The following is a 12915-nucleotide window of genomic DNA, read 5'->3' on the forward strand; positions in this document are numbered from 1 at the left end:
GCGGGAGCATTCCACGGCGGGCGTTTCGGCGACAAGTCCTTGGGCGCGGCGTCGCCCAGCGGCCGGGGCCGGGACGCCGAGGGCGGTGGAGCCGGGGAACCGGCTCCACCGCCCTGGGCAGGAGTTCTACGCCTCAACGGCGCATCGCGTCAGCTGCAGCCGCTGGTCGAGCCGCAGCCCTCGCAGATGTAGCAGGAGCCGGCCCGCTGCATCTTCGTACCGCAGGAGAAGCAGAGCGGGGCGTCCGCCTGGATGCCCAGCTGCATCTCCACCAGCTCGGCGCTGGTGTGGGCCTGCTTCGGGGCGGGCTTGGCCGCCTCGGTCTCGGCCTTCGGCGCGGCGACCGCCTTCAGCTCCTGGGCGCGCGGGGCCGACTGGGCGAGGCCCTCGACGTCGACCTCGTCGTCGGTCGGCTCGTAGGAGCCGGTCTCCAGGTGACGCTGGCGCTCCTCGGCGGAGTGGATGCCGAGCGCGGAGCGCGTCTCGAAGGGCAGGAAGTCCAGCGCCAGGCGGCGGAAGATGTAGTCGACGATCGACTGCGCCATCCGCACGTCCGGGTCGTCCGTCATGCCGGCCGGCTCGAAGCGCATGTTGGTGAACTTCGAGACGTACGTCTCCAGCGGCACGCCGTACTGGAGGCCCACCGAGACGGCGATGGAGAAGGCGTCCATCATGCCCGCGAGCGTCGAGCCCTGCTTCGACATCTTCAGGAAGACCTCGCCGAGACCGTCGTCCGGGTAGGAGTTGGCGGTCATGTAGCCCTCGGCGCCGCCCACCGTGAAGGAGGTGGTGATGCCGGGGCGGCCCTTGGGCAGGCGCTTGCGGACCGGGCGGTACTCGACCACCTTCTCGACCGCGGCGCGGATGGTCTCCTCGGCCTTCTCCGTTACCTCGGCCTTCTCCTTCTCCTTGGTCTTGGCGGAGAGGGGCTGGCCGACCTTGCAGTTGTCGCGGTAGATGGCGAGCGCCTTGACGCCCAGCTTCCAGGCCTCGAAGTAGATCTCCTCGACCTCCTCGACGGTCGCCGTCTCCGGCATGTTGACCGTCTTGGAGATGGCGCCGGAGATCCAGGGCTGGATCGCGGCCATCATGCGGACGTGGCCCATCGGGGAGATGGCGCGCTCGCCCATGGCGCAGTCGAACACCTCGTAGTGCTCGGGCTTGAGACCGGGGGCGTCGATCACGTTGCCGTTCTCGGCGATGTGGGCGACGATCGCCTCGATCTGCTCCTCCTGGTAGCCCAGGCGGCGCAGGGCCTGCGGGACGGTGCCGTTGACGATCTGCATCGAGCCGCCGCCGACCAGCTTCTTGAACTTGACCAGCGCGAGGTCGGGCTCGACGCCGGTGGTGTCGCAGGACATCGCCAGGCCGATGGTGCCGGTCGGCGCGAGCACGGACGCCTGGGCGTTGCGGAAGCCGTTCTTCTCCCCGAGGCGCAGCACGTCCTGCCAGGCCTCGGTGGCGGCGGCCCACACCGGGGTGTCCAGGTCGTCCATGCGGACGGCCGTGCCGTTGGCGTCGGAGTGCTGCTTCATGACGCGCTTGTGGGCGTCGGCGTTGCGGGCGTAGCCGTCGTACGGGCCGACGATCGCGGCGAGTTCCGCGGAACGGCGGTAGGCGGTGCCGGTCATCAGGGAGGTGATGGACCCGGCGAGGGAGCGTCCGCCGTCGGAGTCGTAGGCGTGACCGGTGGCCATCAGCAGGGCGCCGAGGTTGGCGTAGCCGATGCCGAGCTGGCGGAAGGCGCGGGTGTTCTCACCGATCTTCTCGGTGGGGAAGTCCGCGAAGCAGATCGAGATGTCCATCGCGGTGATGACCAGCTCGACGACCTTCTGGAAGCGCTCGGTCTGGAACGACTGGCTGCCCTTGCCGTCGTCCTTGAGGAACTTCATCAGGTTCAGCGAGGCGAGGTTGCAGGACGTGTTGTCCAGGTGCATGTACTCGCTGCACGGGTTCGACGCGGTGATCCGGCCGGACTCGGGGCAGGTGTGCCAGTTGTTGATGACGCCGTCGTACTGGATGCCCGGGTCGGCGCAGGCCCACGCGGCCTCGGCGAGCTTGCGGAAGAGCGCCTTGGCGTCGACCTCCTCGATGACCTCGCCGGTCATGCGGGCACGCAGGCCGAACTTGCCGCCCTTCTCGACCGCTTCCATGAACTCGTCGTTCACGCGGACCGAGTTGTTGGCGTTCTGGTACTGGACGGAGGCGATGTCGTCGCCGCCCAGGTCCATGTCGAAGCCCGCGTCGCGCAGGACGCGGATCTTCTCCTCCTCCTTCACCTTGGTCTCGATGAAGTCCTCGATGTCCGGGTGGTCCACGTCGAGGACGACCATCTTGGCGGCGCGGCGGGTGGCCCCACCGGACTTGATGGTGCCGGCGGAGGCGTCGGCGCCGCGCATGAAGGAGACCGGGCCGGAGGCGTTGCCGCCGGAGGAGAGCAGCTCCTTGGAGGAGCGGATCCGGGAGAGGTTCAGGCCGGCGCCGGAGCCGCCCTTGAAGATCATGCCCTCTTCCTTGTACCAGTCGAGGATCGACTCCATGGAGTCGTCGACGGACAGGATGAAGCAGGCGGAGACCTGCTGCGGCTGGGGCGTGCCCACGTTGAACCACACGGGGCTGTTGAAGCTGAAGATCTGGTGCAGGAGGGCGTAGGCCAGCTCGTGCTCGAAGATCTCGGCGTCGGCGGGCGAGGCGAAGTACTTGTTGTCCTCGCCGGCCTTCCGGTACGTCTTCACGATGCGGTCGATCAGCTGCCTGAGGCTGGTCTCGCGCTGCGGGGTGCCGACGGCACCCCGGAAGTACTTGCTGGTGACGATGTTGACCGCGTTCACCGACCAGAAGTCGGGGAACTCCACGCCGCGCTGCTCGAAGTTGACCGAGCCGTCGCGCCAGTTGGTCATGACGACGTCACGGCGCTCCCAGGCCACCTCGTCGTACGGGTGGATTCCAGGGGTGGTGTGGATGCGCTCGACCCGCAGTCCCTTGCCGGGCTTGGTCGCCTTGGCTCGGGAACTCCGTGCCGGACCGCTCGCCGTCTCTGTCATGCCGCCTCCCTGTACGGGCGAAAACGCCCTGAAGTGCCCCGATTGTTCCCGTGGCACGGTGTTCTGTCTGATGCTGCGGGCACCCACTCACCTGCCCGCAACAGGTCTTCTCATCGCCGCCGGCCGAACCGGTCCCCGGGCCGCGCGCCCGGGGCCGGATCGCCGTTCAGCCGGCGGCGGGAGCGGGCGCGGGTACCTGCGTGGTCCCCGTCCGTCCGCTGTCGTCTTCCGGGCTCCCCGGGGCGGTCCCGTCGCCGCCCCCGTCCTCAGCGGCGGGCCGCTCCGCCCGCCTGAGTTCCGCGATCGCGGCCTCGAAGTCCTCCAGCGAGTCGAACGCCCGGTAGACGGACGCGAACCGCAGGTAGGCCACGAGGTCCAGCTCCTGCAAGGGGCCGAGTATGGCCAGTCCCACGTCGTGGGTGGTCAGCTCGGCGCTCCCGGTGGCCCGCACCGCTTCCTCGACCCGCTGCCCGAGCTGGGCGAGGGCGTCCTCGGTGACGGGCCGTCCCTGGCACGCCTTGCGCACACCGTTGATGACCTTGGTGCGGCTGAACGGCTCGGTGACTCCCGACCGCTTGACCACCATGAGCGAACACGTCTCCACGGTCGTGAAACGACGGGAGCAGTCCGGACACTGGCGGCGCCTGCGGATCGACGTGCCGTCGTCGGTCGTACGGCTGTCGACGACACGGCTGTCGGAGTGCCTGCAGAAGGGGCAGTGCATGGATTCCAACCCTCCTCACAGCAGACTCAATGGCCTCGTCGGGCCTCAGGGGCCTCACGAAGCAGCACCAGCATAGGCGATCGCGGGGGCCTCGGAGACCGGGGGGACCACAACTTCTGGGCTGCTGCCGCAATCCAACCACTAGATGTGGGGATTGGCTCATACATTCAGGCCCGCACGCGTGTCGCGCGCCGAAGCGGGAAGACGAGCCCGGGAGTTCTGCCCGTCGGGCTGCCCGTCGGGGAGAAGGCGTGCCGGTTACGCGGAGGGCGCGTGTCACTCCGGAAGAGGGCGGGGCCGCCTCACGCGCCGCGAGGCCCACGATGGCAGACTGAGTCCGCACGCCGCGAGGCCGCCGCCCCGGCGGGGACCTCGGCGGTGAAGAGTACAACAAATGGCCCGTTTGTCCGGCAGGAAGCGTGGCGACCAATACACGTCGAGGAAAGAACGCGTACCGCAATTCGCGATTTTTCACTCGAACGTGTGTTTGGCGCAACCTTTCGAAAGCATCTACCGTTGTGCTGCAGGGAGACCATCGAGAGGGGCCGACGTGACCACCACCGCAGACAGTGCCGCCATCACTGCCCAGGACCGCTCCCAGGGCCGCATCGAGCCGGTGCATGCGATGAACGAAGCCACGAATCCCGAGGCGCACAAGCGCTCCCTGCCGGGCCGACCTCCCGGCATCCGGGCGGACAGCTCCGGACTCACCGATCGCCAGCGCCGGGTCATCGAGGTCATCAGGGACTCGGTGCAGCGCCGGGGCTACCCGCCGTCGATGCGGGAGATCGGCCAGGCCGTCGGGCTGTCCAGCACCTCCTCCGTCGCGCACCAGCTCATGGCGCTGGAGCGCAAGGGTTTCCTGCGCCGTGACCCGCACCGCCCGCGCGCCTACGAGGTGCGGGGCTCCGACCAGGCCGCCTCCGTGCAGCCGACGGACACCGCGGGCAAGCCCGCCGCGTCGTACGTCCCCCTGGTCGGCCGGATCGCCGCCGGTGGCCCGATCCTCGCCGAGGAGTCCGTCGAGGACGTCTTCCCGCTGCCCCGGCAGCTCGTCGGTGACGGTGAGCTGTTCGTGCTGAAGGTTGTGGGTGACTCCATGATCGAGGCCGCGATCTGCGACGGCGACTGGGTCACGGTCCGCCGCCAGCCGGTCGCCGAGAACGGCGACATCGTGGCCGCGATGCTCGACGGCGAGGCGACCGTCAAGCGCTTCAAGCGGGAGGACGGCCATGTGTGGCTCCTCCCGCACAACGCGGCCTACGAGCCGATCCCCGGTGACGACGCGACCATTCTCGGCAAGGTGGTGGCCGTACTGCGCCGCGTCTGACGCCCGGCGGGACGCCGGGCCGCCCCCGGCCCGCCCCGCACACCGACCGGGCCCCGGAACCCCTGCGCCGGTTCCGGGGTCCTGTGCTGTCCGGGGCGCCGCAGCGGCGCCCCGGACCTTGGAGTCAGCGGTGCCGGCGGTGCCCCCCCGGGTGCCACACACGCCCGGTCGGCGCCGGCGGCGCCTCGGGCGCCGCACACGGCCGGCGGTGCTCGCGGCACCTCCGGGTGCCGCACGCCACCTCCAGCGCCCGAGGCGGCCCTGGGCGGGCCCGCTGGCGTCTCCGGTCGCCTTGGCCATGGCGCACCCTGGGCCCGCCTCCGCTCGCCGGGGGCGTGAGTCCGCACCCCCGCTGGGGAGGGCGGGGCGGCCAGGCCCCGCCTACTCCGCCTGCTTCGCCGCCGCGTCGATCGCCGACAGGGACTTCCGCACCTGGTTGCGGTCCGTCGTGTACCAGAAGTCCGGCATCGACGCCTTCAGGTAGCTGCCGTAGCGGGCCGTCGCCAGGCGGGGGTCAAGGACCGCGACCACGCCCCGGTCCCCCGAGGCGCGGACCAGGCGGCCCGCGCCCTGGGCCATCAGCAGCGCCGCGTGCGTCGCGGCCACCGCCATGAAGCCGTTGCCCCCCGCCTCCTCCACCGCCTTCTGGCGGGCGCTCATCAGCGGATCGTCCGGACGCGGGAAGGGGATCTTGTCCATGACCACCAGCTGGCAGCTGGGCCCCGGGACATCCACTCCCTGCCAGAGCGACAGCGTGCCGAAGAGGCACGTCCGGGGATCGGCCGCGAAGTTCTTGATCAGCTCGCCGAGCGTCTCCTCCCCCTGGAGGAGGATCGGGAACTCGGGAATGCGTGACCGCAGCTCCTCCGCGGCGAGCTGGGCGCCCCGCATCGACGAGAACAGCCCCAGGGTGCGCCCGCCGGCCGCCTGGATCAGCTCCGTGAGCTCGTCCAGCATGTCCGCGCGGTCACCGTCCCGCGCGGGGCGGGCCAGGTGCTTGGCGACGTACAGGATGCCCTGCTTGGGGTAGTCGAACGGCGAGCCGACGTCCACCCCCTTCCACTGCGGGAGGTCCTCGCCCTCGGCGCCCTCGGGGCCGAGCCCCAGGGACGCCCCCACGCCGTTGAAGTCGCCGCCCAGCTTCAGCGTCGCCGAGGTGAGCACGACGGAGCGGTCGGTGAACAGCTTCTCGCGCAGCAGCCCCGAGACCGACATGGGCGCCACCCGCAGCGAGGCCCCGAAACGGTCGTGGCGCTCGTACCAGACGACGTCCCACTCGGAGCCGTTGGTGATCCGCTCCGCCACGTCGTGCACGCTCTCCACCGAGGCCAGCGCCTGCTTGCGGACCGCGTCCTCGTCCTGCACCGACTTGTCGCGGGTGCCGCCGATGGCGGAGATCACCGTGCGGCAGGCGTCGCGCAGCGCCATGAGCGCGTAGCCGAGGTCCTCCGGGATCTCCTCGAGGCGGCCGGGCAGGGCCAGCTCCATCAGCCGTTCGAAGCCCTCGGCGGCCGTCTGCAGCTGGTCGGCGGCCTTCTCGTTCGCCAGCTTCGCCGCCCGGCGCACCGCGCGGTTCACCTGCCCCGGGGTGAGCTCACCGGTGGCCACCCCGGTGACCCGGGAGACCAGCTCGTGCGCCTCGTCCACGATCAGCACCTCGTGCTGCGGCAGCACCGGCGCACCCTCGATGGCGTCGATGGCGAGCAGCGCGTGGTTGGTGACGATCACCTCGGCGAGCTTGGCGCGCTCGCGGGCGGCCTCCGCGAAGCACTCCGCGCCGTACGCGCACTTCGTGGCGCCCAGGCACTCCCGCGAGGACACCGACACCTGCGACCAGGCCCGGTCGGAGACGCCCGGGGTGAGGTTGTCCCGGTCTCCGGTCTCCGTCTCGTCCGACCAGTCGCGCAGCCGCAGCAGGTCCTGGCCCAGTTTGCTGGTGGGGGCGGCCGCCTCGAACTGGTCGAAGAGGCCCTCCTCCTCGTCCTGCGGCACGCCCTCGTGCAGCCGGTGCAGGCACAGGTAGTTCGAGCGGCCCTTGAGCATCGCGAACTCCGGGCGGCGGCGCAGCAGCGGGTGAAGCGCGTCCACCGTGCGCGGAAGGTCCCGCTCCACCAGCTGGCGCTGGAGCGCCAGGGTGGCCGTGGCCACGACGACTCTCTCCCCGTGTGCGAGCGCGGGCACCAGGTAGCCCAGGGACTTACCGGTGCCGGTGCCGGCCTGGACGAGCAGATGGGCGCCGTCGTCGATCGCCTCGGCGACGGCTTCGGCCATGGCCACCTGACCGGGGCGCTCCGTGCCGCCGACGGCAGTGACGGCAGCATGCAGGAGTTCGGGGAGTGAGGGCTTTGTCATAGCGCGACCACCCTACGGCCCCCCACCGACAAACGTGCGCGGACGCCGAGGGCGGCGGAGGCGACCGGCGCCCCGGAGCCCGCCGGACACGGCATCCGCGCCCCCGGAGCGCCTCCCCGTACCCCGAGGCGCCGCCCCGCGTGCGCCCGGCGCGCACAGTCCGGCAACGCCCCCGGCAGCGCTCCAGCCCCGATCCGGCAGCGGCCCTCACGGGTGCCCCGCGCGGCGCCCGGGAGACGGTCGCCGCTACCACGCCCCTCTCCCTCAAGCCCCCGCTCCACGAGATCCACACACGACCGGCCTGGTCAGACGCCTTGTAGCCGAACCGTTGCCGTTCCGTCGGACGGCCCCCACAGCGAACCCCTAGTGTGTGATGCCGTTCCCGAAAGCCGTCGGAGCGGCCAGGCGACCTGTCCCGGTCGCCCGTGAAGACGGCCTCAGCACCACATTCGTTCATTCCAGGGGGAGTTCAGATCATGCGATCCATACGGCCGTCGTCCACCGCTCGTCGCGAGGGGAGGCGGTCACGGAGAACCTCCCCCGTCCTGGCGGCGGTTGCGCTCGCCTCCGCGCTCGCCCTGACCACGACCGCCTGCGAGTCGGGTGACACCGACGCGAGCGCCGACACCTCCGCGACGGCCGCCGCCGACGACGGCAAGCTCAAGATCCCGGACGACATCGCGGACCGGCTCAAGGAGCACGGGATCGACCTCGACAAGTGGCGGGACGGCGCCTGGAAGGACTGGGACAAGGACAAGTGGCTGCGCGAGGCGCAGGACTTCGTCAACCCGATCATCGAGGGCCTGTGGGACCCGGACCGCATGCGGGACGCCGATGAGCCCGACCAGCCGGAGGTCGACGAGAACGACATCTCCGGCGACCAGGGCGTGACCGACCCGACGCCGGACCCGGTGCAGGCGAAGGCCGTGGCGCCGTCGTACCACGAGAACGCGCCCACCGCGGGCAAGCTGCTCTTCGACTCGCCCGAGGGGACGATGGTCTGCTCGGCGACCGTGGTGGAGGACCCGGCCAACCCCGGCAAGTCCAACATGGTGTGGACGGCGGGCCACTGCGTGCACGCGGGCAAGAAGGGCGGCTGGTACCGCAACATCGCCTTCGTGCCGTCGTACAACGACTCGGGTATGTCGGCCAAGGAGATCGAGGGTGCCACCAAGGAGCAGATCGCTCCCTACGGTGTCTGGTGGGGCGACTGGGCCCAGACCTCGGACCAGTGGATCGAGCAGGGCGGTGCCACGGGCGGTGACGGCGCGTCCTACGACTTCGCGGTCATCCATGTGACGCCGGAGAAGGGCGGCGACGGCAAGTCGCTGGAGGAGACGGTCGGTTCGGCCATGCCGGTGGACTTCAACGCCCCCGCGGTGCCGAAGATCGAGGAGATGACGGCGACCGGCTACCCGGCCGCGCCGCCGTACGACGGTCAGACGATGTTCAACTGCGAGGACAAGCCGGGCCGGCTGTCGCTCACGGCGTCCGACCCGACGATGTACCGCATCGGCTGCAGCATGACCGCCGGTTCCTCCGGCGGCGGCTGGATCGCGACGGGCTCCGACGGGGAGCCGGCGCTGGTGTCCAACACCTCGATCGGCCCGGTGACGTCCGGCTGGCTGGCCGGACCGCGGCTCGGCGGCGAGGCCAAGGGCGTGTACGAGGCGGTCAGCGAGAAGTTCGCCGGTCAGTGACCGGACCGTCCGCCCCGGGTGCCGCCGCGCACCCCGGGCCGGGCAGGCCGGCACGGTGCCCGCGTCGCCCGTTCACGGCCGTACCGACGGGTTCGACGTCGGTGCCGGACGGCCGGCGGCGCGTGCGTCCCTGAGGACTTTCCCGTCGGTCCGCAGGAAACGGAAGGTCGCGTCGGGGCCAGGAACTCCGCCTCGGCCACCTCGGCCGCGGTGGCGCCGGTGCCGTGTACAAGGTCGGCGATGCGCAACTCGGCTGCCGTGCGCACCGCCCGGCGCGGCCCGTGACGTCGTCCGCCACGACGAGTGGCGGCCAGGCCGCAGGACATGGACGGCGCCTCCGGAACCGGCGATCGGCCTCGGCGCTTCGGGGACCGCGCATGGCGAAGGCCCGCCCCCGCTGGTGTGCGGGGGCGGGCCTTCGTCGTGTGCGTGTCCGGATCAGCCGGCCGTCGCGGGGGCGTACGGCGTGAGTTCCGCCGCCAGTTCCTCGTGCACCCGCACCTTGAGCAGGGTGCCCTCCGGGGTGTGCTCCTCGGAGATCACCTCGCCCTCGTCGTGGGCCCGGGCGACCAGCTTGCCGTGGGTGTACGGCACGAGCGCCTCGATCTCCACCGACGGGCGGGGCAGCTCGTCGTCGATCAGCGCGAGCAGCTCCGGGATGCCCCGGCCGGTGCGGGCCGAGACGGCGATGGAGCGCTTCTCCACCCGCAGCAGCCGCTGGAGCGTCAGCGGGTCCGCCGCGTCGGCCTTGTTGATCACGACGATCTCGGGCACGCCGGTGGCGCCGACGTCCCGGATCACCTCGCGCACGGCGGCGAGCTGCTCCTCCGGGTTCGGGTGCGAACCGTCCACCACGTGCAGGATCAGGTCGGAGTCGCCGACCTCCTCCATGGTGGAGCGGAACGCCTCGACCAGGTGGTGGGGCAGATGCCGGACGAAGCCGACGGTGTCGGCCAGCGTGTAGAGCCGGCCGCCCGGGGTCTCGGCCCTGCGCACGGTCGGGTCGAGGGTGGCGAACAAGGCGTTCTCGACCAGCACACCCGCGCCGGTGAGGCGGTTGAGCAGCGAGGACTTGCCCGCGTTGGTGTAGCCCGCGATGGCCACGGACGGCACCTTGTTGCGCTTGCGCTCCTGGCGCTTGATCTCGCGGCCGGTCTTCATCTCCGCGATCTCCCGGCGCATCTTCGCCATCTTCTCGCGGATCCGGCGCCGGTCCGTCTCGATCTTGGTCTCACCGGGACCACGCGTGGCGAGACCGCCGCCCTTGCCGCCGCCCATCTGCCGGGACAGCGACTGACCCCAGCCGCGCAGCCGCGGCAGCATGTACTGCATCTGCGCGAGGGCGACCTGCGCCTTGCCCTCTCGGGACTTGGCGTGCTGGGCGAAGATGTCGAGGATCAGGGCCGTACGGTCGATGACCTTGACCTTGACGACGTCCTCGAGGTGGATGAGCTGGCCGGGGCTGAGCTCACCGTCGCAGATGACGGTGTCCGCGCCCGACTCGAGCACGACGTCGCGCAGCTCCTCGGCCTTGCCGGAGCCGATGTAGGTGGCCGCGTCCGGCTTGTCACGACGCTGGATCACGCCGTCGAGGACGAGGGCGCCCGCCGTCTCGGCGAGGGCCGCGAGCTCCGCCAGGGAGTTCTCGGCGTCCTGCGCGGTGCCCGAGGTCCACACCCCGACGAGCACCACGCGCTCCAGGCGGAGCTGCCGGTACTCGACCTCGGTGACATCCTCGAGCTCGGTGGAGAGGCCCGCGACGCGGCGCAGGGCCGCACGCTCGGAGCGGTCGAACTGTTCGCCGTCCCGCTCTCCGTCGATCTCGAAACTCCAGGCGACGTCCTCTTCCATCAGGGCATCGGCCCGAAGACCCTCGGGGTGGCTGTGCGCGAAGCGCTGTGTGTCCTGGGAAGGGGAAGAAGAGGAGGTCATTGGGTCCTTACGTCGTTGGGTTGCCGTCTGCGGCGACGGAGCCGGCCGAGCGGCCCTCCGTCACTGTCCACAACGTCCGGGTACCCCGGGAGATTCCCGTTTCCCCTGTCGCGCGGACCCGACGATGGTCGCACGGTACGGCACGTCTCGTCACCGTGTTATTCCCCTTCCGGGTCGGGCCGATGCCCGTGCGGGCCGGGCAGGTGGCCGTAGCGCAGTTCACGCGTGTCCGGTCCCGGGGTGGTGTCCACGGACCGGTCCGCGGACCGCCAGTCCGGGTGGCCGGGCATGGGCGGCGTCTCGGCGGCGTAGAGCCAGGGGTGCAGGAAGCCGGTGAGGTCGCGGCCGGCCACCTCGGAGGCCAGCTTCACGAAGTCGGCGGTGGTGGCGTTGCCGTCGCGGTGCCGGAAGACCCACTCGCGCTCCAGCCGGTCGAACGCGGCCTGTCCGATCTCCTGGCGCAGCGCGTAGAGCACCAGTGCGGCCCCGCCGTAGACGCCCGGGCGGAAGATGCTGATCTTGCGGCCCGGGTCGGGCGGCTCGGGCGCGGCGGGCGGGCCGCCCGCCGCGCGCCAGCCGTCGGAGGACTCGTACGCGGCCCGCATCCGGGCCTCCAGGGACCGGCCCCCGCGTTCCTCGGCGTACAGCGCCTCGTACCACGTGGCGTGGCCCTCGTTGAGCCACAGGTCGGACCAGGTGCGGGGGGTGACGCTGTCACCGAACCACTGGTGGGCCAGCTCGTGCACCATGATCGACTCGACGTACCAGGCGGGGAGGGCGGGGTCGGTGAACAGGTCCCGTTCGAAGAGGGAGAGCGTCTGGGTCTCCAGCGCGAAGCCGGTGGAGGCCTCGGCGAGCAGCAGGCCGTAGGTGGCGAACGGGTAGCGTCCGACCCTCTCCTCCATCCAGGCGATCTGTGCCGGGGTCTTCGCCAGCCACGGTTCGAGCGCCGTGCGCTGCCCGGTCGGGACGACGTCCCGCAGCGGCAGGTCGTGAGGTCCTGCGCGGTGCAGCACGGTGGAGCGGCCGATGGACACCTGGGCGAGCTCGGTCGCCATGGGATTACGGGTCCGGTAGGTCCAGGTGGTGGTCGCGCGGGTGGTGCGGTCGACGGCGGTGGGCAGGCCGTTGGCGACGGCCGTGTAACCGTCCGGGACGGTGATCCGGAACGTGAACATCGCCTTGTCGGAGGGATGGTCGTTGCCCGGGAACACCAGGTGGGCGGCGTCGGCCTGGTTGGCCATGGCGAGGCCGTCCGCGGTGCGCACCCAGCCGCCTTCGCGGTCTCCGGGGCGCGGGTCGCTGGTGTGCCGGACGGTGATGCGCACCGACTCGCCCCGGTCGAGGTCGTCGCCAGGGGTGATCACCAGGTCCTCGCCCGCGCCGGTGAAGGCGGCCGGTGCGCCGTCGACCTCGACCGAGTGGACCGTGCCGTGGGCGAAGTCGAGGTTGATCCGGTCCAGGTCGGCGGTGATGCGGGCGTCGATGGTGGTGACGGCGTCGAGCGGCCGGTCGTTGGCGCCGGGGTAGGTGAGGGTGAGGTCGTACGCCTGGACGTCGTAGCCGGGGTTGCCGAGGTGGGGGAAGAGCGGGTCGCCGATGCCGAGCGGTTCGGCGGGGGCGCTCGCGGCGACCAGGCAGACACCGACGGCGGAGGCGAGCAGGGCCGGGGCGGTCCGCCGGCGACGGGCGCGCGCCGGGCCGGGCGCCGGGGGGCGGTGGTCGTGCCCGGGCAGCGGGGAGGAGGTGAGCGGCATGCCTCACGGCTATCAGCGCGCGGGGGTGCTGCTGCGGCGGCGCGCTCCCGACCCACCCGATCGGGTAATCACACCA

The 12915-nt window shown here is 71.4% G+C and carries 7 protein-coding genes; 2 read left to right on the forward strand and 5 right to left on the reverse strand.

Annotation, left to right across the window (positions count from 1 at the left end):
* Positions 1 to 149: 149 nt before the first annotated feature.
* Both B100_RS0117090 and nrdR read right to left on the reverse strand, forming a co-directional pair.
* Positions 150 to 3044, reverse strand: coding sequence for a vitamin B12-dependent ribonucleotide reductase (locus B100_RS0117090; protein ID WP_024885650.1), 2895 nt, complete (start codon positions 3042 to 3044; stop codon positions 150 to 152).
* A 166-nt stretch (positions 3045 to 3210) separates the two neighbouring features.
* Positions 3211 to 3768, reverse strand: a complete 558-nt coding sequence (gene nrdR / locus B100_RS0117095) for a transcriptional regulator NrdR (protein WP_024885651.1) — start codon at positions 3766 to 3768, stop codon at positions 3211 to 3213.
* Between the two features lie 550 nt (positions 3769 to 4318).
* Here nrdR and lexA point away from each other — a divergent pair.
* Positions 4319 to 5098, forward strand: coding sequence for a transcriptional repressor LexA (lexA, locus tag B100_RS0117100; RefSeq protein ID WP_024885652.1), 780 nt, complete (start codon positions 4319 to 4321; stop codon positions 5096 to 5098).
* Between the two features lie 381 nt (positions 5099 to 5479).
* Here lexA and B100_RS0117105 read toward each other — a convergent pair whose 3' ends face one another.
* Positions 5480 to 7450 carry an ATP-dependent DNA helicase gene (locus B100_RS0117105; RefSeq protein ID WP_024885653.1) on the reverse strand — a complete coding sequence of 657 codons (1971 nt, stop codon included), beginning with the start codon at positions 7448 to 7450 and terminating at the stop codon, positions 5480 to 5482.
* A 476-nt stretch (positions 7451 to 7926) separates the two neighbouring features.
* Between B100_RS0117105 and B100_RS0117110 the strand changes: the two genes are divergently transcribed.
* Positions 7927 to 9150, forward strand: coding sequence for a hypothetical protein (locus B100_RS0117110; RefSeq protein WP_024885654.1), 1224 nt, complete (start codon positions 7927 to 7929; stop codon positions 9148 to 9150).
* Between the two features lie 438 nt (positions 9151 to 9588).
* Here the strand turns inward: B100_RS0117110 and hflX are convergent, their stop codons facing one another.
* Entirely contained in the window at positions 9589 to 11082 is a 1494-nt protein-coding gene (gene hflX / locus B100_RS0117115) for a GTPase HflX (RefSeq protein WP_024885655.1), read from the reverse strand.
* Positions 11083 to 11240: 158 nt separating this feature from the next.
* A complete protein-coding gene (locus B100_RS0117120; protein ID WP_024885656.1) occupies positions 11241 to 12839 on the reverse strand; it encodes a M1 family metallopeptidase in 1599 nt (532 codons plus the stop codon).
* Positions 12840 to 12915: the final 76 nt, after the last annotated feature.

The sequence above is a fragment of the Streptomyces sp. CNH189 genome (assembly GCF_000527195.1).

Coding starts and splice junctions, on each gene's coding strand:
- B100_RS0117090 (WP_024885650.1), bottom strand. CDS start 3,044: ATGACAGAGACGGCGAGCGGTCCGGCACGGAGTTCCCGAGCCAAGGCG.
- B100_RS0117120 (WP_024885656.1), bottom strand. CDS start 12,839: ATGCCGCTCACCTCCTCCCCGCTGCCCGGGCACGACCACCGCCCCCCG.
- nrdR (WP_024885651.1), bottom strand. CDS start 3,768: ATGCACTGCCCCTTCTGCAGGCACTCCGACAGCCGTGTCGTCGACAGC.
- B100_RS0117105 (WP_024885653.1), bottom strand. CDS start 7,450: ATGACAAAGCCCTCACTCCCCGAACTCCTGCATGCTGCCGTCACTGCC.
- hflX (WP_024885655.1), bottom strand. CDS start 11,082: ATGACCTCCTCTTCTTCCCCTTCCCAGGACACACAGCGCTTCGCGCAC.
- B100_RS0117110 (WP_024885654.1), top strand. CDS start 7,927: ATGCGATCCATACGGCCGTCGTCCACCGCTCGTCGCGAGGGGAGGCGG.